18 protein-coding genes are annotated in these 22287 nt (G+C 69.6%); 2 read left to right on the top strand and 16 right to left on the bottom strand.

Annotation, left to right across the window (positions count from 1 at the left end; all coding sequences use genetic code 11):
- The 16 genes from ABZS54_RS33890 to uvrA form a co-directional block, all read right to left on the bottom strand.
- A partial coding sequence (locus ABZS54_RS33890) for an RNA polymerase-binding protein RbpA (RefSeq protein WP_355544976.1) occupies positions 1 to 251 on the bottom strand: 251 nt, incomplete at its 3' end.
- 209 nt (positions 252 to 460) lie between these two features.
- Complete coding sequence (gene secG, locus ABZS54_RS33885) at positions 461 to 697, bottom strand: preprotein translocase subunit SecG (protein WP_026218871.1); 237 nt, start codon at positions 695 to 697, stop codon at positions 461 to 463.
- Positions 698 to 823: 126 nt separating this feature from the next.
- Positions 824 to 1186 carry a hypothetical protein gene (locus ABZS54_RS33880; RefSeq protein WP_355544973.1) on the bottom strand — a complete coding sequence of 121 codons (363 nt, stop codon included), beginning with the start codon at positions 1184 to 1186 and terminating at the stop codon, positions 824 to 826.
- A complete protein-coding gene (locus tag ABZS54_RS33875; RefSeq protein ID WP_355544970.1) occupies positions 1183 to 2850 on the bottom strand; it encodes a hypothetical protein in 1668 nt (555 codons plus the stop codon). The genes ABZS54_RS33880 and ABZS54_RS33875 overlap by 4 nt, the downstream gene beginning before the upstream one ends.
- 264 nt (positions 2851 to 3114) lie before the next feature.
- Entirely contained in the window at positions 3115 to 3918 is an 804-nt protein-coding gene (gene tpiA / locus ABZS54_RS33870) for a triose-phosphate isomerase (protein WP_355544967.1), read from the bottom strand.
- 5 nt (positions 3919 to 3923) lie between these two features.
- Positions 3924 to 5111, bottom strand: coding sequence for a phosphoglycerate kinase (locus tag ABZS54_RS33865; RefSeq protein WP_355544965.1), 1188 nt, complete (start codon positions 5109 to 5111; stop codon positions 3924 to 3926).
- Positions 5112 to 5225: 114 nt separating this feature from the next.
- The gene (gene gap, locus ABZS54_RS33860) at positions 5226 to 6230 is read right to left on the bottom strand and encodes a type I glyceraldehyde-3-phosphate dehydrogenase (protein ID WP_020553576.1); all 1005 of its coding nucleotides are present in this window, start codon (positions 6228 to 6230) and stop codon (positions 5226 to 5228) included.
- A gap of 198 nt (positions 6231 to 6428) precedes the next feature.
- The gene (locus ABZS54_RS33855) at positions 6429 to 6971 is read right to left on the bottom strand and encodes a hypothetical protein (RefSeq protein ID WP_355544961.1); all 543 of its coding nucleotides are present in this window, start codon (positions 6969 to 6971) and stop codon (positions 6429 to 6431) included.
- A 145-nt stretch (positions 6972 to 7116) separates the two neighbouring features.
- On the bottom strand, positions 7117 to 10239 hold the full coding sequence (locus ABZS54_RS33850) for a M14 family zinc carboxypeptidase (protein WP_355544958.1): 3123 nt from the start codon (positions 10237 to 10239) through the stop codon (positions 7117 to 7119).
- Between the two features lie 281 nt (positions 10240 to 10520).
- Positions 10521 to 11774, bottom strand: a complete 1254-nt coding sequence (locus ABZS54_RS33845; RefSeq protein WP_355544955.1) for a GNAT family N-acetyltransferase — start codon at positions 11772 to 11774, stop codon at positions 10521 to 10523.
- Positions 11775 to 11898: 124 nt separating this feature from the next.
- The gene (whiA, locus tag ABZS54_RS33840; protein ID WP_355544952.1) at positions 11899 to 12879 is read right to left on the bottom strand and encodes a DNA-binding protein WhiA; all 981 of its coding nucleotides are present in this window, start codon (positions 12877 to 12879) and stop codon (positions 11899 to 11901) included.
- Positions 12870 to 13835 carry a uridine diphosphate-N-acetylglucosamine-binding protein YvcK gene (gene yvcK / locus ABZS54_RS33835; protein WP_355544949.1) on the bottom strand — a complete coding sequence of 322 codons (966 nt, stop codon included), beginning with the start codon at positions 13833 to 13835 and terminating at the stop codon, positions 12870 to 12872. Before yvcK ends, whiA begins: the two co-directional genes overlap by 10 nt.
- Positions 13832 to 14725, bottom strand: a complete 894-nt coding sequence (rapZ, locus tag ABZS54_RS33830; protein ID WP_355544946.1) for an RNase adapter RapZ — start codon at positions 14723 to 14725, stop codon at positions 13832 to 13834. Before rapZ ends, yvcK begins: the two co-directional genes overlap by 4 nt.
- 24 nt (positions 14726 to 14749) lie before the next feature.
- Complete coding sequence (uvrC, locus tag ABZS54_RS33825; RefSeq protein ID WP_355544943.1) at positions 14750 to 16846, bottom strand: excinuclease ABC subunit UvrC; 2097 nt, start codon at positions 16844 to 16846, stop codon at positions 14750 to 14752.
- Positions 16847 to 16885: 39 nt separating this feature from the next.
- On the bottom strand, positions 16886 to 17362 hold the full coding sequence (locus tag ABZS54_RS33820; RefSeq protein ID WP_355544940.1) for a Rieske (2Fe-2S) protein: 477 nt from the start codon (positions 17360 to 17362) through the stop codon (positions 16886 to 16888).
- 107 nt (positions 17363 to 17469) lie between these two features.
- Positions 17470 to 20316: an excinuclease ABC subunit UvrA gene (gene uvrA, locus ABZS54_RS33815; RefSeq protein ID WP_355544937.1), complete on the bottom strand. Its 2847-nt coding sequence runs from the start codon at positions 20314 to 20316 to the stop codon at positions 17470 to 17472.
- A gap of 355 nt (positions 20317 to 20671) precedes the next feature.
- On the opposite strand from uvrA, the gene ABZS54_RS33810 reads away from it, so the two are divergent.
- Positions 20672 to 21406, top strand: coding sequence for a maleylpyruvate isomerase family mycothiol-dependent enzyme (locus ABZS54_RS33810; protein WP_355544934.1), 735 nt, complete (start codon positions 20672 to 20674; stop codon positions 21404 to 21406).
- A gap of 70 nt (positions 21407 to 21476) precedes the next feature.
- Positions 21477 to 22133 (top strand): MBL fold metallo-hydrolase, encoded by a 657-nt coding sequence (locus tag ABZS54_RS33805; protein ID WP_355544931.1) that lies wholly within the window; start codon positions 21477 to 21479, stop codon positions 22131 to 22133.
- Positions 22134 to 22287 lie beyond the last annotated feature (154 nt).

The raw sequence follows: 22287 nt of genomic DNA, 5'->3' as shown, positions 1-22287 counted from the left end.
GCCGGGTTGGACGTGTGGTCCGGGTTCGGATCCACGTTCGGCGGGGTGTGCGGCGCCGGATGGACCGGGCCGGTCTGGAACGGCTGCTGGTTGTGCTGGTCCTGCCCGGCGGGCAGGCCGCAGCGGGGGCAGTCCCACGTCTCGGGGACCTGAGCGTCGGTCGCGAAGCTCGGCTGCGTCTCGTGCTTGTTCGCGCACCAGAAAGAAATACGGAGACGTGGGGCTGCTTCGCCGCGCTCTGCCTCCCCCATCGGGCCGGCGCCGACCCGACTCCCACGGATGGCGTTGCCACTTGCCACGGTAAAAACTCCCCTTGGTCCTTGAGGTCGCGCCCCCGTTGCGCGGCTTGGCGTCCAGTGTACGTGCGCCTCGCGCAAGGTTGAACCGAGCGGTGGGCCTTTTCCGACAGTCCGTCAGAAAGGCCACCGCGCGGGTGGAAACATCAGCCGAACCGGCGCTGTCAGTACGTGTTCTTGAGCAGCAGACCGAGTACGACAATCGTCACGAACCAGCACACGCCGACGATGATGGTCATGCGGTCGAGGTTCTTCTCGACGACGGACGAACCGCCGAGCGAGGAGGACATGCCGCCGCCGAACAGGTCGGACAGGCCGCCGCCCTTGCCCTTGTGCAGCAGCACCAACAGCACCATGAGCAGGCTGAAGACGATCAGGGCGATCGAGAAACCGGTGACCACGGCCGGGCCCAACTCCTTCTGGCGGAACACGGGGGCCGGGGATTCCCGGCCATCGGACAGAGTACGCTGCCGCGCCCCGCGAGTGGGAGCCGTACGGCCCTTCGGCTAATCCGGCGGATCATACTATTACGGCCCAGCCGGCTCGGGCCGCTCCCCCTCCGGTGTCTGCCCGCGAGAGCCCTCGCCCGGTTCGCCGAGCGGCTCCGCGTCGGCCGGCTCGATGTCCCCGGTGTCCTCGACGTCCACCTCGTGGCCGCTGCCACCGACCAGCGCGCCCGTGCTGGTCAGCGGATGCCCGGGGGCGGCGCCGCGGGCGGCCCGGGCCGCTCCCGTGCGGCGCACGGTGACCCTGTTGTCGCCACCCGCGACGATCGCGCCGGTGTTGGTCACCGGGCCACCCGACAGGCTGATCCCGTCGTTCCCGCGCGGCTCGCTCTCGTCCGGTTCGTCGGCGTTCGATGCGGCGGTGTTCGATGCGGCGGTGTTCATGTGGTACCTCCCGCTGTCGATCGTGCGCCCGATCCGGCTCCGCCGGAACCTCGTACGGACGCCTGGATGCCCCGGCCGGCGACGATCGCGCCGCTGTTGTTCAGGTCACCGGAGACGTGTTGGATGATCCCGTTGTTCAGGACCAGCTCGTTGCGTTGGCGATACTCGGTCACGTCCACGTTCCGGCGCTGGAGGAAGTCCAGCACGAAGACGGTGAACTTGCGCTCGATCAGCTTGAGGTACTTCTCCGCGTCCGAGTTCTGGAAGAACGTGGCGTAGTTCGCCGACGCGCCGAGCTCGCGCACCGAGGCGCGGGCCCCGCGGTCCACCGGCAGATTGCGCCCGGCACGCTCCTGCGCCGCCCGCAGATTGCCCGCCCTGCGCCACCACGAGGCCCACACCCGCATCAACCGACCGGTCGCGGAGATCATCAACGCCGGGGCCTCCACCAGCGAGCGGCCCAGTGCGGCCCACAGCGTCGCCGCATCCGCGGTGTGCAGCCATTCGTCGGCCACGTGGAAGTCGGGTCGGATCGGCGGCAGCACCAGCTCGTGCAGTTCGGTGTACAGCAGTCGGCCGTCCATCGTGAAGCGGATCAGCACCGACACCACCACCTCCTGCGACCACGTGCCCACCCGCACGCACAGGTAGCGCCGGGTGGCCTCGGCCGGCGGCGGCACCGGACCACCGGTCACCCCACTGCTGAACTCGTGCATCTGCACGCTCAGCCCGGACAAACGATGCCGGCCCTCCTCGGACCGGGCCAGGTCCTCGAACGACGCGCAGATCGCGCTGGTGAGTTCGTCGACCGTGAACGGGGTGAACCCCTTCTTCGGCTGCTTGCCGTCGCGCGACGCGTCCAGCACGGACGGCTCGGCCCCGCGCAGCTCGACCGGGAAGGTCCAGCTCTCCACCAGTTCGCCGGCGCCGACGAACGGCAGGTAGCCGCTGTAGCGCACCGTGGACGGAATCGGTGGCGCGGCGGGCGCGAACGGCGCCTCCGGCACGACCGGCGCATGCGTCGGCCGCGGCGGCAACACCTGCGCCAACGCACCCTGCAAACCCCCGGGTCCGGCGTCACCCGTCCCGTCGGCCGGCGGCCGGGTCGGCACCCAAGTCCGTCCCGGTCCCAGATCCGAGACCACGGTGGACCGCTGCTGCATGCGCTCGATCCACACCACGAACACCACGATCGCGTAGGTCGGCAGTACGGTCACCGCCAGGGTGTCGCCCGCCGGGAAACCGCCCTCCCCGCCCCCCACGTACAACATCAGCCCGAACAGCAGCGCCGCCACCCAGGACACCTGCGCCGCCACCCGGGTCCGGAAGTCGCGCACGCCGCCTCCGCCGGCGACCCCGGCGCGCACCGTGAACAGCCCGACGAAGACCACGATCGCCAGCCAGAACAGCCCGGGCGCGAAGCCGAAGCCGATCAAGAACATCACCGCCGGCACCAGGAGTGCGATCACGTCGCGCAGGATGCGCCGCCGCCGCGCGGCCAACGCATGCTCCAGAACCGCCTGTTCGTTGTACCCGTAGGACGGCGCCCGATCCCGGTGCGCGTTCTCCCACAGTTCCTCGATCACCCGGGCGGCGAACCGCTCGTCGATCTCCGCACCCGTGCACAGATACCGCGTGGCCCCGGTATCCCCGATTCTGGACATGTCTGGAAATGACACCCGGCCCCCCTGGCGTCGGCCGACAAAACCACCCGGAAGGGGTGACTACCGGCCACTTGGCGATGACTTATGGTCAGTCACCCGTTATGGGAGCGGCAAGCGGAATGGAAATAGTTGCGACGGGTTTATGAGGAACGAACGATTCCGGCCGGCGGGCCCCCATCCATGGCCTGTCCCGGGCATGCGAAGGGCCCGGAGCGGAATGCCGCTCCGGGCCCTTCGCATGTCCCGACCGGACGGCCGTGACCGTCAGCCGGCCTTCTTCTCGTGGTAGCGGACGACCTGTGCGAACTCCTCGGCGACCAGGCAGGCGCCGCCGACCAGGCCGCCGTCCACGTCCGGCTGCGCCATCAGCCCGGCCGCGTTGCCGGCCTTCATCGAACCGCCGTACAACACCCTTACCCGGTCCGCGAGTTCCGGCGTGTACAGCTCGGCGAGCTTGGCCCGGATCGCCGAGCACACCTCCTGTGCGTTCTCCGGCGTGGCCACCTCGCCGGTGCCGATCGCCCAGACCGGCTCGTAGGCGATCACCACGGACTCGGCCTGCTCGGCCGTGATGCCCTTGAGCGCACCCTCGACCTGCGCGAGCGTGTGGGCCACGTGGCCGCCCGCCTTGCGCACGTCCAGGCCCTCGCCGACGCACACGATCGGCACCAGGCCGCTGCGGTAGGCGGCGTGCGCCTTCGCGTTCACCACGGTGTCGTCCTCGGCGTGGTACTGCCGCCGCTCGGAGTGGCCGACCAGCGCGTACGTGCACTTGAGCTTGGCGAGCATGGACCCGGAGATCTCACCGGTGTAGGCGCCGCTCGCGTGCTCCGAGATGTCCTGCGCGCCGTAGGTGAAACGGAGCTTGTCCGCGTCGACCATGGTCTGCACCGAGCGCAGATCGGTGAACGGCGGCAGCACCGCGACCTCGACCCGGTCGAAGTCCTTGTCGTTCAGGGTGAACGCGAGCTTTTGCACCAGGGAGATGGCCTCGAGGTGGTTGAGGTTCATCTTCCAGTTGCCCGCCATCAGCGGGATGCGGCCGGTGCCGTTGTTGAGCGCAGACATCGGGATCAGCCCTCCAGGGCTTCGAGACCGGGCAGGGACTTGCCTTCGAGGTACTCCAGGCTCGCGCCGCCGCCGGTCGAGATGTGACCGAAGGCGTTCTCGTCGAAGCCGAGGGTGCGCACCGCCGCGGCCGAGTCGCCGCCGCCGACCACGGTGAACGCGTCGGAGTCGATCAGACCCTGCGCCACCGCGCGGGTGCCGTGGCTGTAGGGCTCCATCTCGAACACGCCCATCGGGCCGTTCCAGAAGACCGTCTGGGCGTCGGCGAGCTTGTCCGCGAACAGTTCGCCGGACGCCGGGCCGATGTCCAGGCCGAGTCGGTCGGCCGGGATCGCGTCGGTGGAGACCACCGCGTGGTCCGCGTCGGCGGCGAACGCGGTGGCCGCGATCACGTCGACGGGCAGTACGAACTCCACGCCGCGCGCCTGGGCACGGGACAGATACTCGCGGACCCGGTCGAGCTGGTCCTTCTCCAGCAGCGACTTGCCCACCTCGTGGCCCTGTGCGGCCAGGAAGGTGAACACCATGCCGCCGCCGACCAGGATCCGGTCCGCCTTGTCGAGCAGGCTGTCGATGACGCCGAGCTTGTCGGACACCTTCGACCCGCCCAGGATCACCGCGTAGGGGCGCTGCACGTCCTCGGTGAGCCGCTTGAGCACGTCCAGCTCGGTGGCGATCAGGCCGCCGACCGCGTGCGGCAGCCGGGCCGGCACGTCGTACACCGAGGCGTGCTTGCGGTGCACCGCGCCGAAGCCGTCGCCCACATACACCTGGGCGAGCTCGGCGAGGCGGTCCGCGAACGCGCCGCGCTCGGCGTCGTCCTTGGCCGTCTCGCCCGGGTTGAAGCGCAGGTTCTCCAGCAGCGCGACTTGGCCGTCGGTGAGCTTGCCGACCGTGGCCCGCGCGCTCTCGCCGACCGTGTCGGTCGCGAACGCCACGTCGGCGCCCAGCAGTTCGCCCAGACGCGCGGCGACCGGCGCGAGCGAGAACTGCGGCTCGGGAGCGCCCTTGGGCCGGCCCAGGTGCGAGCACACGATCACCTTGGCGCCGCGGGCGACCAGGGCTCTGATGGTCGGCACGCTCGCCCGGATCCGGCCGTCGTCGGTGATGCGTCCGCCGTCGAGCGGGACGTTGAGGTCGGCGCGCACCAGGACGCGCTTTCCGGATACGTCGATGTCGTCGATGGTCTTCAAGTTCGATTCGTCCTTGGCTGGAGGAAACGGATGGGGGTTGCAGAAACGGGCCCGGGTGACGACGTGTCACCCGGGCCCGCATCGTCAAGCGTCATCGGTGCGTGTGCCGCACCGTCAGAGCTGACCACCGATGTAGCCGACCAGGTCGACCAGACGGTTGCTGTAGCCCCACTCGTTGTCGTACCAGCCGACGACCTTGACCTGCTTGCCCTGGGCCATGGTCAGGCCCGAGTCGAAGGTGCACGAGGACGGGTCGGTGACGATGTCCGAGGAGACGATCGGGTCCTCGGTGTAGGTCAGGTAGCCCTTGAGCGAGCCCTCGGCGGCCTTCTGGAAGGCGGCGTTGACCTCGTCGCGGGTCACCTCGCGCTCCAGCTCGACGACCAGGTCGGTGACCGAGCCGGTGGGGACCGGGACGCGCATGGCGATGCCGTCCAGCTTGCCCTTGAGCTCGGGGATGACCAGGGCGGTGGCCTTGGCGGCACCCGTCGAGGTCGGGATGATGTTGGTCGCGGCGGCCCGCGCGCGGCGCAGGTCCGAGTGCGGGAAGTCCAGGATGACCTGGTCGTTCGTGTACGCGTGGACCGTGGTCATCATGCCCTTGACCAGGCCGAAGTTCTCCAGGAGAACCTTGGCCATCGGCGCGACGCAGTTGGTCGTGCAGGAGGCGTTCGAGATGATCGTGTGCGCGGCGGCGTCGTACTTCTCGTGGTTGACGCCCATCACGATCGTGACGTCCTCATTCTTGGCCGGAGCCGAGATGATGACCTTCTTCGCGCCGGCCTCGATGTGCTTCTTGGCCTTCTCGGCGTCCGTGAAGATGCCGGTGGACTCGATCACGATGTCCGCGCCCAGCTCGCCCCAGGGCAGCGCGGCCGGGTCGCGCTCGGCGATGACCTTGAAGGTCTTGTCGCCGACGGTGATCGCGTCGTCGGTGTAGGTGACCTCCTGGCCGATCCGGCCGAGGATGCTGTCGTACTTCAGCAGGTGGGCCAGGGTCGCGATGTTCGTGAGGTCGTTGACCCCGACGATCTCGAAGTCCGCGCCCGAGGCCAGCGCCGCGCGGAAGAAGTTGCGGCCGATACGGCCGAATCCGTTGATGCCTACCCGGATCGTCACGAACCGATCTCCTCTGTCGAACGCCGAATGCCCTGATGGTGAATGGCCGAGGAGATGGTCAGTGGAATCTGCGATATCCCCGGCCATGTCCGACCCTACCGTGACGCCCCGGGCACCTTCACGCAGGCTTGCTGCACAAGATGCCCAGGGCGGGACGGATGATCGGAAAAGCGGAGCGGCGGGCGATCTCGGGCGGAGCTACTTCTCGCCGACGGACTTGGTGATGCCGAAGGCCGCGACACCCGCGAAGACGAAGACCAGGGTGTCGACGAAGCCCACGTTGTCCTTCCACGTGTCCCAGATCTCGCTCGTGTAGTCCGACACGAGGTCCATCGCCGAGAGGCCACTGGTATCGGCGTTGAACAGCACGATCGCCGTGAGCTGCCCGAGTAGGACACCGAGCAGCGCAAGCGGCACCGCGATCACCGGCAGCGCCGGGTTGGCACCGCCGATCTTGCCCATCGCGAGTGCGATCAGCGCCGCGATGCCGAGCCCGAAGTAGGTGCTCTGGACCTCCAGCGCCTTGACGACCGCGCCGTACACACCGGCGCCGACCAGCATCGCCACCACCCCGGCCGCGATGGCCAGGCCCGGGCTGCCGGTACGGCGCGGCGGCTGCGGCGGGCCGCCGTACTGCCCGGACCCGAACGGCCCGGGCGGACCCGGCTGTTGTTGCCCCCACTGGCCCGGGCCGGGTTGGCTCGGCGGCGACCCCCAGGGGCCGGGCGCGTTGTTGCTCAAGGTGATTCCCCCCGAATAAAAACTCGCACACGCGGGAACTCGCGTGTGCGCAGAGACGTTAATGGCCCCCGACGGAGGAGTCTCCGCCGGGGGCCGGTGTTTGGCTATCGGTTTTACCCGATCAGCGCATCACGATCGTGCGCGCCTACTTGTACAGCTCCCGCAGGATCCGGTCGACGACCACCTTGCGGTCGTCCGCGGTGGCCAACTGCTCCAGGCCGAAGCCGAAGAGCATGGTGTCGTCGGTGGCGATCACCGACGAACCGAACGCGGCCTGGCTGCGGGTGAAGCCGACGAGCGCGAGGTCACCGGGCGGCGGGCCGGCCAGGACCCACGGGCCCAGACCGGTCTCGAAGCCCTCGGCGTCCACGACGCCCGCGGTGGTGGTGACCTTGGTGTCGTCCACGAACAGGCCGGTGCCACCGGTGTTCGAGTCGCTCACGTACGAGAACGAGACCTCGATCTTCTTGCCCGCGTACGCGGACAGGTCGAACGCGACCGGCTTCCAACCACCCGAGTTGCCGGTGAAGGAGTTCCACGCGCCGGTGGTGCCGGTGCTCAGGCACTTCGGGGTGGTTACCGTCAGGTAGTGCCGCAACTGCGTGTGGGTCCGGACGAAGTCGCCACCCTCACAGGACGTGGGCGGCTTGGTGCTGCTCCCGCCGTTGAGGTCGGGCAGCGTCGTCCAGTCGTCGGCGCCGACCGTGTGGGCCTCCACGATCGCGTGGTCCCACTCGCGCTCGGTGTCGTACGAGAACTGCGCGGTGAGCTTCGCCGCGTCCGCCGCCGACACCCCGGTGAGGTCGATCGTGCGGGTCAGTCGCTTGTACGCGTTGTCCGAGTGCAGGCCGTTGATGTACCACGAGCCCTCGGCCGGCGAGTACGGCCCGGACGTGTTGCCCGAGTAGGTCGCCACCGAACGGCTGTCGAACATCGGGAACTTGTCCGGCGTCAGGATCGCACTGGTGGGCAGGAACCCGCCCGCCTCGTTCAGCGGGTTGGACGCCGTGCCCGGCAGAGCCCTGTCGATGCCCTGCAACGGCGCGGCCGAACCGACCACGCCGGTGGCGCCGTTGGTCGCCGACCGGTCGTACGCGCCCAGCCAGTACTGGCTGAAGTCGTCCGAGACGATCAGGCAGTCGCCGGCCGCGTCGGCGGTGACCTTGCAGGGCTGGTCCGGGTGCCCGTTCAGGCCGTAGTAGATGCCGCCGCCCGCCGCGCTGCGCAGGGGACCGTAGTAGCTCGCCGTCTCGCCGAGGTAGGCCAGCTTGCCGCCCTCGTTGAGGAAGTCGCGCACGTTGGTGGTCACGTCCTGGACCACGGGCGTGACCTGGGCGTCCTGGACCGGCTCACCGAAGAAGTCGGTGTTCTCCCGGGCCGCGTCCTGGGTCAGTCGGTTGTCGCCGAGATACCAGAACACACCCTTGAAGTGCGAGAGCACGCCGAGGTGGTGCGGTGCGCCGAGCTTGTCCACGTCGTACACGGCCGCCTTGACGCCGTTGGCCGCCAGCGCGTCCACGTACTGCTGGGCGTACTTGGGGCCGACCGTGTTCGGCGGGTAGGTCGGGTTGACGCCCTTGTAGTCCTCGTCGGCCAGGACCAGCGTCTCGGTCTTCTCGGCGATGCCACTCTCCACCGTGAAGGTGAAGCGATCGCTCTCCACCTTGCCGGTGCCGGCCTTGTCGCCGGTGAACCACACCTCGATCCGGTCACCGGTGCGCACGTTCTTGATGTCGCCCCGGTATTCGGCGTAGTAGTCCGAGCCCTGCTCGCCGTACCGCTTGCCGCCCTTCCACTCCTTGACGCCCGCGGTCTTGGTCGGGCCGCCGTTGACGCGGTAGTCGACCTTGCGGTTGGTCAGCGAGCGCTTGGCGATCACCGCGACGGTCTGGTCGTCGTGGTCCTCGGCGTAGGAGTGCTCGAACCGGTCGGCCACCAGGTCGGGGGCCTTGCGCCCGACCGAGGAGACCGGGTCGTCCGGGTCCTTGGCCGACTTGGCGACCGAGAGCGCGAACGCCTGGTTCTTGGCGTACTCCATCTGAACCAGCGTCTCGTCGTTCGGGAAGCTGAAGATGCTGCCGCAGTTGTCCACCGTGTACGGGTCGTCCGGCAGGTAGCCGGCAGCCGTGGCACACGTGGACATCTCCGGGGTGAAGGACAGCGTCTTGTACGCCTCGTTCATCTGCCCGTCGGTGTCGCCGTTGGTCACGTACAGCTCGGCGGACAGGTCCGGGTCGTAGTCCGCGACGGCCGGGTGCGCGTCGTCGCCCGCGAGCGCGATCATGATCTGATCGTCGGGGCTCGGCGTGGCCACCTGCGACCCGACGCCGTACAGGAGCAGTTGCGCGGCGGAGTGGTAGTTGACCACGAACTCCGCCTTGATGTGCTTGGCGAAGCCCTCGATCGCCCGGGTCTCCGGTTCGGAGGAGGGCCCGGTGCCCCGGTAGGTCTCGTTCAGCGGGTCGGGCGAGGAACCCTCGTTGTCGTAACCCCACTTGTAGTCGAAGTTGCGGTTGAGATCGACGCCGTCGCCGGCGGTGATCACCCCGTCGCCGTTGTTGTCGCGCAGGTTTTTGCGCCACAGTCGCTGGCCGGTCTGGAAGGTCCAGTCGTAGCCGTCGGGGTTGGCCGAGATCACGAACCACAGCTCGTTGTCCGAGACCAGCTTGGTGGCCTCGTCGTCCTTGCCGTAGCCCTCCACGTAGTGGTGCACGAGCCGGCGGGTCATCTCCGGCGTGATCCACTCACGGGCGTGCTGGTTGGACATGTACAACACGCCGGGCTTGGATCCGTCGGCGCTGGTGCGGACGTTCTTGGTCACCTTGACCGCGAGGATGTCCTGCCCGAGCACGGTCTTGCCGATGCTGACGGTCTTGGCGATGTCGGGGTGGTCCTTGGCGAGCTGGACCAGCTCGGCGCCGAGGCCGTTCGGGCCGCTGTACTTGCGGAAAACACCCGCTGCGGGCGCGGCCGATCGGTTCTGCGCCTGGGACTTCGCCTCCACGGAGATGCCGGCGGCACGCAGCTTGGCGGCCTGGGCGTCGCTCAGGATCACCTCCAGCTTGGCCTTGCCGTCGGCGGCCTTGGTGGTCTGTGTCTCGTGTCGGTCCACGCCCAGGTCGAAGATCTGCTTCACCTGTGCCGCGTCGGCCGTGATCGTGTAGGACTGCGGACCTGCGTCGCCCGCCGGAGGCAGTTTCGCTTCCGGCGGTGCGCTGGTCACCTCGGGGTAGGAGACCGGATTCTCGGCGGGGGCCGCGGTGCTCACCGGCGCTGCGGTCAACAGACCGAGCGCCAGTGAGAGCGCCGCGACTCCCGTGGTGCCGATACGGACTCGTGTGGTGGTGCCCCTGGAACGATGACGCCTCATCGACCCCCCAGTCGTGGGTTCGGCGTGCATAGGGACGGCGCGAAACCACGACCTCAAGGTACGGAACGTGATCCCTGCGCCCGGGTGTTGCGCATGCTACGGCAACTACCGTGTGATAAACGAGACCTGACGCACGGTCATATTCGGTCAATGCTACGCGCAAAGACTCCGCATAATGGTCAGAACCAGTCGGGACACCAAGGTTCGCGTGCAGTGCGCAACAACGCCTCGGCCCCCTCCGCCGCTCCGGGCGTGCGCTCGGAGATCCGACCTGCCACCGCGAGCCGCACCGGCGAGCCCGCGCCCAGGTAGAGCGCACCCAGCGTCGACACGTCCAGCGCCAGATCCGCGGGGTCTCCGGTCGGCACGCACCGCGCCTGCTCGGCGGCGCCGTCGATCGCGAACCGTCCCGCCGCATAGCCCAGGTCGTCGTGCACCTCGACCACGAGCCGATCGCGCGCGCCGTAGGTACGCGCCGAGAACGCGGCGGGCACGTCCAGGATCCGCGCCCACACGAAGTCGCGGCGCGATTGCGTGGTGATCGCCCGCGGATCCTGCACGAGCAGCGGCAACAACTCGTCGGGACTGCGGTCGGGGCCCTCGACCTGATTGACGTAGTCGACGTTCGCGCAGAACCGCCACAGCGCGATCTCGGCCGCCGGGGTAAGCGCGAGCAGCGAGTCCACGGTCAGCGTGACCTTGGGTACGAACTCGTCCCAGTGGTCGTCGGTGCGGTAGCTCACCAGCCCGGCGACCTTGCCCGACGGATCGCGATACACCGCATGGAAGCGCGGCGGGGTCGGACTCATCGGCGGCTGGACCACCCCGGTGTACATCTGCCACCACAACGTGCTGCGCTCGATAGCCCCCGCCCGCAGTCGGCGGAACTCCTCGTGCAGCGGCGGACCCAGCTCGACCACCTCCTCGGGGCCGGCCAGCTCGATCCGGGCACCGGGCTCGACCGGCGCGTCCGGCACGAAGTCGGTGCGCAGCGTGTCCAGGGTGAACTTCTGGTACTCGGTGGCCACGCCGAAGCCGAACCGGCCGTAAATCCGGTACTCGGCGGCGATCAGGATGGCCAGCGACTCACCGCGCGCGGCGGCGTCCGCCAGATCCAGGCCCATCAGCTCGGTGAGCAGGCCCTGCCGGCGGTGGGTCGGCGAGACGGTGACGTTGGTGATCGCCGATGCCGGCACTATCGCCCCGCCGGGCACGGTCAGACCGGTGGCGAAGCTGCGGAAGGTCCCGACACAGCGACCGCCGTCGAAGGCGCCGCGTGTCCGGTCGAAGTCGGCCCGTTCGCGCCAGTGCTCGATCCGCTTCTCCCGGGTCTCCTTGGCGCCGTCCGGGACTCGGAGAAATCCGATGCCGACGGCGTCGGTCCAGGGGATGATGTCGTCCTCGCAGATCGTGCGAATGTCCACTGCGGTCATTCCTTCCTCGCGTGCGCGGCCTTCCCCCGACAACGGACGAAGGCGCCGACCCGGAGACCCTATGTCTCGCGGTTCGACGCCTTCGAATGGTTTTCGGGCTGCGCACACCTGCTCCGGAAACTGATCAGGACACGAGTATGTCCACCGACAGGCCGGCGTCCGTGCCGGGCATGCCCAGCTCGCCGGCACGCTTGTCGGCCATCGCGAGCAACCGCCGGATCCGACCCGCGACCGCGTCCTTGGTCAGCGGTGGCTCGGCCAACCCGCCCAACTCCTCCAGGGACGCCTGCTTGTGGTCGAGCCGCAGCTTGCCGGCTGCGGCCAGGTGCTCCGGGACCTCCTCGCCGAGGATCTCCAGGGCCCGCTGCACGCGCGCGCCCGCCGCCACGGCCGCGCGGGCCGAGCGGCGCAGGTTCGCGTCGTCGAAGTTGGCCAGCCGATTCGCGGTGGCCCGCACCTCGCGGCGCATTCGCCGCTCCTCCCAGGCCAGCACGCTCTCGTGCGCGCCGAGCCGGGTAAGCAGCGCGCCGATCGCGTCGCCGTCGCGAACCACGACCCGGTCCACGCCGCGCACCTCGCGCGACTTGGCCGCGAGGCCGAGCCGGCGGGCCGCGCCGACCAGCGCGAGGGCCGCCTCCGAACCGGGGCAGGTCACCTCCATGGCCGAGGAGCGGCCGGGCTCGGTGAGCGAGCCGTGTGCCAGGAACGCGCCGCGCCAGGCGGCCTCCGCGTCACACGTCGCACCGGAGACGACCTGCGGCGGCAGGCCCCGCACCGGACGCCCGCGGGCGTCCAGCAACCCGGTCTGCCTGGCCAACTGGTCGCCGCCGACGGCGACCCGCACCACGTAGCGGCTGCCGCGCCGCAATCCGCCGGGGGCCACCACCACCAGGTCCGAGCTGTGCCCGTAGACCTCCAGGATGTCCTTGCGCAGGCGGCGCGCGGCCATCGCCGTGTCCAATTCCGCCTCGATGACGATTCGCCCGCCCACGATGTGCAGTCCGCCCGCGAAGCGCAAGAGCGCGGAGACCTCCGCCTTGCGACAGCACGACCGGGTGACCGGGAGGCGGCTGAGCTCGTCCTTCACTGCTGCCGTCATCGCCATGGAGCGATCCTTTCACGATCGACGAAGATCCGGCCGTAGGCTGCGGCCAACCGTTCGGGGTCGTGTCGCGCGGTGCCGTCGACCGCCGAAACGGGGGCCAGGTGCACGTGTCCACCGAGCGCCGCCGTGGCCTGTTCCAGGCCCGGTACGTCCTCCACACGGTCGCGGTCGCCGAGGACGATGTCAAAGGTCAGTCCGGGAGCGTGGGCGGCCAGCACCTCCAGGTGCTGCTGCGGCGAGAACCCCGCCGTCTCGCCCGGCTGCGGGGCCAGGTTCAGCGCGAGCAGCCGCCTGGCCTTGGTCTCCACCAGGGCCGTCGCCAACTCGGGAACGAGCAGGTGGGGCAGCACCGAGGTGAACCACGACCCGGGTCCGACAACCACCCAATCGGCGTCACGAACCGCCGCGACCGCCTCCGGCACGGCGGGCGGGTCACCCGGCAGCAGCCGGATCCCGCGCACGTCGCCCGGGGTCACCGCGACCTGCGCCTGCCCGCGTACGACGGACATCTCGTCCGGCCGGGCCGGGTCGTGCCCGGCCACGTCCGCCTCGATGTCCAGCGGGACCGCCGACATCGGCAGCACCCGCCCGTGCGCACCGAGCAGCCGACCCATCCAGTCCAGGGCCGCGATCGGGTCGTCCATCAGTTCCCACAGGCCGACCAGAAGCAGATTGCCGACCGCGTGCCCGTTCAGCTCGCCCTCGCGGCGGAACCGGTGCTGGATGACCCGACTCCAGGTCACCCCCCACTCGTCGTCGCCGCACAGCGCGGCCAGCGCCATCCGCAGATCGCCGGGCGGCAACACGCCCAGGTCCTTGCGCAGCCGCCCGCTGGAGCCGCCGTCGTCGGCGACCGTGACGATCGCCGTCAGGTCGTCGGTGAGCCGACGCAGAGCCGCCAGCGAGGCCGCGAGCCCGTGTCCGCCACCCAAGGCGACCACCTTGGGGCCGCTCATTCCCTGCCCATGTCGCGGTGCACGAGCACGGTGTCCAGGCCGTCCTCGGTGAGCCGGCGGGCCAGGCGTTCGGCCATCGCCACGCTGCGGTGCTTGCCACCGGTACAGCCCACCGCGAGCGTCACATAGCGCTTGCCCTCACGGCGGTAGCCCTCGGTGACGATGTGCAGCAGCTCGGCGTACCGGTCCAGGAACTCCTTGGCGCCGGGCTGGTCGAACACGTACCGGCTGACCGCCTCGTCCATGCCGGTGTGCGGGCGAAGCTCCGGGATCCAGTGCGGGTTGGGCAGGAAGCGGCAGTCGACGACCAGGTCGGCGTCCACCGGGAGGCCGTACTTGAAGCCGAAGGACATCACCGTGGCGCGCAGCTGCGGCTCGCCGGAGCCGGCGAACCGATCGTCCATCCTCGCGCGCAGCTGGTGCACGTTGATGTCGGAGGTGTCGATCACCAGGTCGGCCTCGCCGCGCAGCTCGCGCAGCAGTTCGCGCTCGCGGGCGATGCCGTCCGGGATGCGCCCGTCGCCCTGGAGCGGGTGCGGCCGGCGCACGCCCTCGAAGCGCCGCACCAGGACGTCGTCGGATGCCTCCAGAAAGACGATCCGACGCACCACGCCGGCCGCGTCCAACTCGCTCAGCGCCGAGCGCAGGTCGTCGAAGAAGGTCCGGCCGCGCACGTCGACGACGACCGCTATCCGCGCGACCGCCCCCTGGGTCCGGGCGCCGAGGTCGACCATCGCGGGAATCAGCGACGGCGGCAGGTTGTCCACCACGAACCAGCCGAGGTCCTCCATGCCCTTGGCGGCGGTGCTGCGACCGGCGCCGGACATGCCGGAGATGATCACCAACTCCGGAGTGCCCTCGACCGCCGTGCTCGTGATCTCGGTACTCATGCGTCCCCCCGGTGCGTGCCGCACCTACGGCTGGGCGAGTTCAACGCTTCCTCCTGCTGGTTCCTGCCTCGGGGGTACAACCGGGACCGCCTCGTCGGCTTCGACGGCCCCATCGACTACAACGACGGCGTCGTCTTCGATGATCTCGCCCGTCGCGGTGTTCACCGCCGGTGCCGAGGGCGCCCGCGTGGCGAGCGCCGCCACGATCGCCACCGCGGTGGCCCGGCCGATGCCGGGTACCTCGGTGATCTGCTCGATGCCGGCAGCGCGCAGCCGCTTGAGCGAGCCGAAGTGGGCGAGTACCGCCTTGCGGCGGGTCGCGCCCAGTCCGGGAACGTCGTCGAGGGCACTGGCCGTCATCGCCTTGGACCGCTTGGACCGGTGGTAGGTGATCGCGAAGCGGTGCGCCTCGTCTCGGATCCGCTGGAGCATCAGCAGCGCCTCGCCGCTGCTGCGCGGGAGCACGACCGGGTCGTCCTCGCCGGGCACCCACACCTCTTCGAGCCGCTTGGCCAGCCCGCACACGGTGACGTCGACCACGCCGGCCTCCTCCAGGGCCCGCACGGCGGCGGCGACCTGGGGTTGACCGCCGTCGACCACGATCAGCTGCGGCGGGTAGGCGAAGCGCTTGGGCCGGCCGGTCTCCGGGTCGATCGGACCGGTGTTCTCCGCACCGTCCGCCTCATCGGCGCCGGCTGCGGCCGCATCGGCGGCCGCGTCGCGCGCGAGGTCGGACTTGTAGCGCCGGAACCGCCGGGTGAGCACCTCGTGCATCGCTCTCGGGTCGTCCTGACCCTCGAAGGTTTTGATCGCGAACCGCCGGTACTCGCTCTTGCGCGGCAGGCCGTCCTCGAAGACCACCATCGAGGCGACCACCTCGGTGCCCTGCAGATGCGAGATGTCGAAGCACTCGATGCGCAGCGGCGCGGTGTCCATCTCCAGCGCCTCGGCCAGTTGCTGGAGGGCGAGCGAACGGGCGGTCAGATCGCCGGCCCGGCGCAGCTTGTGCAGGTTCAGCGCCTGAGCGGCGTTGCGCTGCACGGTCTCCTGGAGCGACTTCTTGTCGCCGCGCTGCGGCACCCGCAGTTCCACCTTGGCGCCGCGCAGCTCGCACAACCACTGGGTCAGCGCCGCGGTGTCCGCGGGCAGCGCCGGCACCAGCACCTCGCGCGGCACGGCCTCGCCGCGCTGCTCGCCGTAGAGCTGCTGAAGGAAGTGTTCGACCAGGTCGGCGGTGTCCACGTCCTCGACCCGCTCGGTGACCCAGCCGCGCTGACCGCGCACCCGGCCGCCGCGGACGTGGAAAATCTGGACGGCGACCTCGAGTTCGTCTTCGGCCAGCGCGATCACATCCGCGTCGGTGCCGTCGCCGAAGACGATCGCGTTCTTCTCCAGGGCCCGGGTGAGCGCCGTTATGTCGTCCCGCAGCCGGGCCGCCTTCTCGTACTCCATCGCCTGCGCGGCCTGCTTCATCTCCCGCTCGACGCGCTTGATGTAGGGCCCGGTGCGGCCGGCCATGAACTCGCAGAAGTCCTCGGCGAGCGCGTGGTGGTCCTCGGCGGAGATCTTGCCGGTGCACGGCGCCGCGCACTTGCCGATGTAGCCGAGCAGGCACGGACGGCCGACCTGGCGGGCGTTCTTGAACACGCCGGCCGAGCACGTGCGCACCGGGAACACCCGCAACAGCAGGTCGAGCGTCTCGCGGATGGCCCACGCGTGCCCGTAGGGCCCGAAGTAGCGCACACCCTTGCGGTGCGGGCCACGCATCACCTGGGCGCGCGGGAACTCCTCGTCGAGCGTCACCGCGAGTGAGGGGTAGCTCTTGTCGTCGCGGTATTTGACGTTGAAGCGCGGGTCGAACTCCTTGATCCAGGAGTACTCCAGCTGGAGCGCCTCGACCTCGGTGCCGACCACGGTCCAGTCCACCGCCGAGGCGGTGGTGACCATGCTCTGGGTGCGCGGGTGCAGGTTGGCCAGGTCCTGGAAGTAGGACGAGAGCCGGGCGCGCAGGTTCTTCGCCTTGCCGACGTAGACCACGCGCCCGTGCTCGTCGCTGAACCGGTATACACCGGGCGACGTCGGGATCTGGCCGGGCGCGGGCCGGTACGACGACGGGTCCATTTCTCCACCCTATGTGCTGGCTCCGACAGATTTTTGCAGTCAACCCACCACGATCTCGCCGTTCGTCACAGTGACCGGCAGCGGCGTCAGACCGTGCTTCGCGGGTCGGCGGACGACGGAACCGTCGTTCATCGAGAACTGGCTGCCGTGGCACTGGCACTGGATGACACCCTGGTCGACCTTGGTGACCAGACACCCCTGGTGCGGACAACGGGCGTCGAACGCCTTGTAATCGTCCTTGGCGGGCTGGGTCACCACGATCGAGGTGTCGGTGTAGACCTTGCCCTTGCCGACCTTCACGTCCTCGGAGCGACCCACCGTGACCGGCCCGTCGAGCAGCTTCTTCTCGTGCGGCGACGCGGGCTGGTTCTCCGCGGTGCACGAGGTCAGGCCGAGTCCGGCGGCGCCGACCGCGCCGACCACCGCGGCCCCTCGCAGCAGGGTGCGCCGGTCCGGTCCGTGGTCGGCCGCACCATCGCAGGCGGTCTCGGGCCGGGGCTGCTGCTGCGGGGTCATGCGGGATCTCCTTGTGAACGGTGACGCCGGTGGCGTGGCCCGGACGGGCCACGCCACCGTGAGGCCGGTCAATCCTCGCACCCGGCCCGGCCTTGGTGCCGCTCACGTCACCGCCGGTCGTACAACACGCTCTGCAGGAATTTGCCGGTGTGGCTGCCCGCCACCTCGGCGACCTCCTCGGGAGTGCCCTCCGCCACGACCAGACCGCCGCCGCTGCCGCCCTCGGGGCCCAGGTCGACCACCCAGTCGGCGGTCTTGATCACGTCGAGGTTGTGCTCGATCACGATCACCGTGTTGCCCTTGTCGACCAGGCTGGTCAGCACGCCGAGCAGCCGACGGATGTCCTCGAAGTGCAGACCCGTGGTCGGCTCGTCGAGCACGTAGACCGTCCTGCCGGTGGAGCGGCGCTGCAGTTCGGAGGCGAGCTTGACGCGCTGCGCCTCGCCGCCGGACAGCGTGGTCGCGGGCTGGCCGAGCCGCACGTAGCCCAGGCCGACGTCGTTGAGCGTGCGCAGGTGGCGGGCGATCGCGGGGACCGCCTCGAAGAAGGCCAAGCCTTCCTCGATCGGCATGTCGAGCACCTCGGAGATGTTCTTGCCCTTGAAGTGCACCTCGAGGGTCTCCCGGTTGTACCGCGCGCCGTGGCAGACCTCGCACGGCACGTAGACGTCCGGCAGGAAGTTCATCTCGATCTTGATGGTGCCGTCACCCGAGCAGTTCTCGCAGCGGCCACCCTTGACGTTGAACGAGAACCGGCCCGGGAGGTAGCCGCGCACCTTGGCCTCGGTGGTCTCCGCGAACAGCTTGCGCACGTGGTCGAACACGCCGGTGTAGGTGGCCGGGTTCGAGCGCGGGGTGCGCCCGATCGGGCCCTGGTCCACGTGCACGACCTTGTCCACCAGCTCGGTCCCGGTGATCCGGGTGTGCCGGCCCGGCACCAGGCGCGCGCCGTTGAGCTCGCGGGCCAGGTGCGTGTACAGGATGTCGTTGACCAGGGTCGACTTCCCCGAGCCGGACACGCCGGTGACCGCGGTGAACACGCCGAGCGGGAAGGCCACGCCGACGTCCTGGAGGTTGTTCTCCCGGGCGCCGTGCACGACCAGGCGCCGCTTCTTGTCCGGCACCCGGCGCTCGGTCGGGGTGGCGATCGACTTGCGGCCGGAGAGGTAGTCGCCGGTCGCCGAGCGCTTGTTCTTGAGCAGTTCCTTGTAGCTGCCCGAGTGCACCACCTCGCCGCCGTGCTCGCCCGCGCCGGGACCGATGTCCACGACCCAGTCGGCGATCCGGATGGTGTCCTCGTCGTGCTCGACCACGATCAGCGTGTTGCCCATGTCGCGCAGTCGGACCAGGGTCTCGATGAGCCGGTGGTTGTCCCGCTGGTGCAGGCCGATGGACGGCTCGTCGAGCACGTACAGCACGCCGACCAGGCCGGAGCCGATCTGGGTGGCGAGCCGGATGCGCTGCGCCTCGCCGCCGGACAGGGTGCCTGCGGCGCGGCTGAGCGAGAGGTAGTCCAGGCCGACGTCGACCAGGAACTTCAGCCGCTCGTTGACCTCCTTGAGCACCCGCTCGGCGATCTTCTTCTCCCGCGCCACCAGCTTGATCCGGCCGAGGAACTCGGCGCAGTCACTGATCGACATCGACGCGACGTCGGCGATCGACTTGTCCGCGATGGTCACCGCGAGCACGATCGGCTTGAGCCGGGCGCCGTGACACGTGGGGCACGGCACCTCGCGCATGTAGCCCTCGAAGCGCTCGCGACTGGTGTCGGTCTCGGCCTCGGAGTGCCGGCGCACGATGTAGGGCAGCGCGCCTTCGAAGGACGTGTAGTAGGAGCGCTCGCGCCCGTAGCGGTTTTTGTACTTGACGTGGATCTGCGTCTTGTGGCCGTTCAGCAGCGCCTTCCTGGCCCGCTGCGGCAGCCCGTCCCAGGCGATGTCGGTACGAAAGCCCATCTCGTCCGCGAGCGCGGAGACCAGCCGGCCGAAGTATTCCGAGGCGTGTCCGCTCGACCACGGTGCGAGCGCGCCCTCGTCCAGCGACTTCTGCCCGTCGGGCACCACCAGCTCCGGGTCGACCTCCATCCGGGTGCCGATGCCGGTGCAGTCGGGGCACGCGCCGAACGGCGAGTTGAAGGAGAACGAGCGCGGTTCCAGCTCCTCGAACGACAGGTCGTCGTACGGGCAGTAGAGGTGCTCGGAGAACATCCGCTCGCGGTTGGCGTCGTCCTCGGGCAGGTCGACGAAGTCCAGGACGACCATGCCGGAGCCGAGCGAGAGCGCGGTCTCCACCGAGTCGGTCAGTCGGCGCTTGGCCGAGGACTTGACGGTCAGGCGGTCGATGACCACCTCGATGGTGTGCTTCTCCTGCTTCTTGAGCTTGGGCGGATCGGTCAGCTGGATTACCGCACCGTCCACCCGGGCCCGGCTGTAGCCCTTGGACTGGAGTTCGGCGAACAGATCGACGAACTCGCCCTTGCGCTCGCGCACGATCGGGGAGAGCACCTGGAAGCGGGTGCCCTCCTCCAGTTCCAGCACCCGGTCGACCACCTGCTGCGGGCTCTGCCGGGCGATCGGGCGGGCGCACTGCGGACAGTGCGGATGGCCGATCCGGGCGTAGAGCAGGCGCAGGTAGTCGTAGACCTCGGTGATCGTGCCGACCGTGGAGCGCGGGTTGCGGTTCGTCGACTTCTGGTCGATCGAGACCGCGGGCGACAGACCCTCGATGAAGTCGACATCGGGCTTGTCCATCTGCCCGAGGAACTGGCGCGCGTAGGACGACAGCGACTCGACGTAGCGGCGCTGTCCCTCCGCGAAGATCGTGTCGAACGCGAGCGAGGACTTGCCGGAGCCGGACAGGCCGGTAAAGACGATGAGCGCGTCGCGCGGTAGGTCGAGGGAGACGTCCTTGAGGTTGTGCTCGCGCGCGCCACGGACGATGAGACGGTCGGCCACTTGAGAATCGAAACCCTTCGACGACATGCCGCTGCGGCTGAATGGTGTCGAGCTGATCGGTACGCGTCGACAGTGCGGATCGAGGCGGTGTTGACCGGGACGATGCCGATCGAAGCCGTGCCTCGCGCCATCGTAAGCAGCCAAGGGCAGGTTTTTGTTCCCCTTTGAACCGCCAGGCTATCGCACATTCATTCGAACAAAACTTCCTGCGGCCACTCTTCACTCGATCGTGTGAAGCTTCGGCCCGAGCACTCGGGCCGGCGCACGCCACTAAGGTGAAACCCCAAGACCTCGCCGCACCGGGACCCGTCTCGTCCCGCGCAACGGCGGCGGGGGCGATCCGGGGGAGGTATGCGTGACCACGGACGGGTTCGACCCCGCCGCACTGCTCGCGGAGATCAACGACGCGACCGCGCAGGTATTGGCGAGCGCGGAACGGCTGACGTCCGAGCACCTGGCCGGTCCGTCGTTGTTGCCCGGGTGGACCAGGGGCCATGTGCTGACCCACCTCGCGCGCAACGCGGACGCCCTGACCAACCTGCTGAACTGGGCCCGCACCGGGATCCCGACGCCGATGTACCCGCCGGGGGACGCCCGCGATCGGGCCATCGAGGAGGGCGCCGGTCGGCCGGCGCAGGAGCAGCTCACCGACCTGTACGACGCGTCCGGCCGGTTCGCCCAGGCGTTCACCGCGATGACGCCGACCGCGTGGGGCGCCAAGGTCACCGCGCGCAACGCGGGCGAGATCGCCGCCACGACGCTGCCGGGCAGGCGACTGCGCGAGCTGTACATACACCACGTCGACCTGGACGCGGGCTGGACGCCGGCGCACTGGCCGACCGAGTACACCGAGCGCGAGCTGAACGAGGTCGCGGCCTCCTTCCGGGGCCGGCCGGACTGCCCGCCGCTGCTGCTGCGCGACGACATCACCCACCGCGAGCAGTTGATCGGCCCGGAGGGCGTGGCTCCCGCCGCGGTCGTCTCCGGTCGCCGTCAGTCGCTGCTCGCGTGGCTGATCGGCCGGACCAACGGCGACGGCCTGATCGTCGAGCCGTTCGGCCGCCTGCCACCGCTGCCCGCTTGGATGTAGCGGGTGGAAGTGGCCGCCGCCACCGCCGCTCGGTAGCCGAGAGGGGGCGCGGACGGGGAGGATGGCCCGTATGACGTATCACGGATCCGTGAAGGTCGGCGGCGCCCCGGCTGTGCGCGAGCTGGCCAATCTGATGATCACCAAGGTGGCCGTCGGGCCCTACGACAATGACGCCTACCTGCTCCGCTGCCGCGCCACCGATCAACAGTTGCTGATCGACGCGGCCAACGACGCGAGCACGCTGATCACCCTGGTGGGCGACGGCGGCCTCGCGAAGGTGATCACCACCCATCGACACCAGGACCACTGGCAGGCGCTCGCCGAGGTGGTCGCGCACACCGGCGCGACCACCGTGGCCGGGCGCGCCGACGCCGAGGCCGTCCCGGTGCCCACCGACGTACTCGTGGACGACGGCGACACGATCGCCTTCGGCGCGATCGAACTGCGGGCCATCCACCTGGTGGGCCACACCGAGGGCAGCATCGCGCTGCTGTACGACGACCCCAAGGGTCACCCGCACCTGTTCACCGGAGACTGCCTGTTCCCCGGCGGGGTGGGCAACACCTTCGGCGATCCGGCCGCGTTCGATCGGCTGATCGACGACGTCGAACACAAGCTCTTCGATCCGCTCCCGGACGAGACCTGGGTCTACCCGGGCCACGGCAACGACACGACCCTGGGCGCCGAGCGCCCCGCCCTGACCGAGTGGCGCGAACGCCGCTGGTAGTCGGCGAGCCGGCAGCAGGCAACCCGAGCGCGGGCCGCGCGTCGGCACGGACCGGGCCCGCACTCGAATCCGACCGCGCCCAGCCGCTCTCGGCCCGCGAGACGGAGGTGATCCGGGCCATCGCGAGGGGTCGCACCAACCAGGAGATCGCCGC

This window comes from Embleya sp. NPDC005575 (assembly GCF_040605455.1).
GTDB lineage: Bacteria > Actinomycetota > Actinomycetes > Streptomycetales > Streptomycetaceae > Embleya.
Note: the sequence above shows the minus strand (reverse complement) of the source record. Positions and strands in the feature narration are given on the sequence as shown.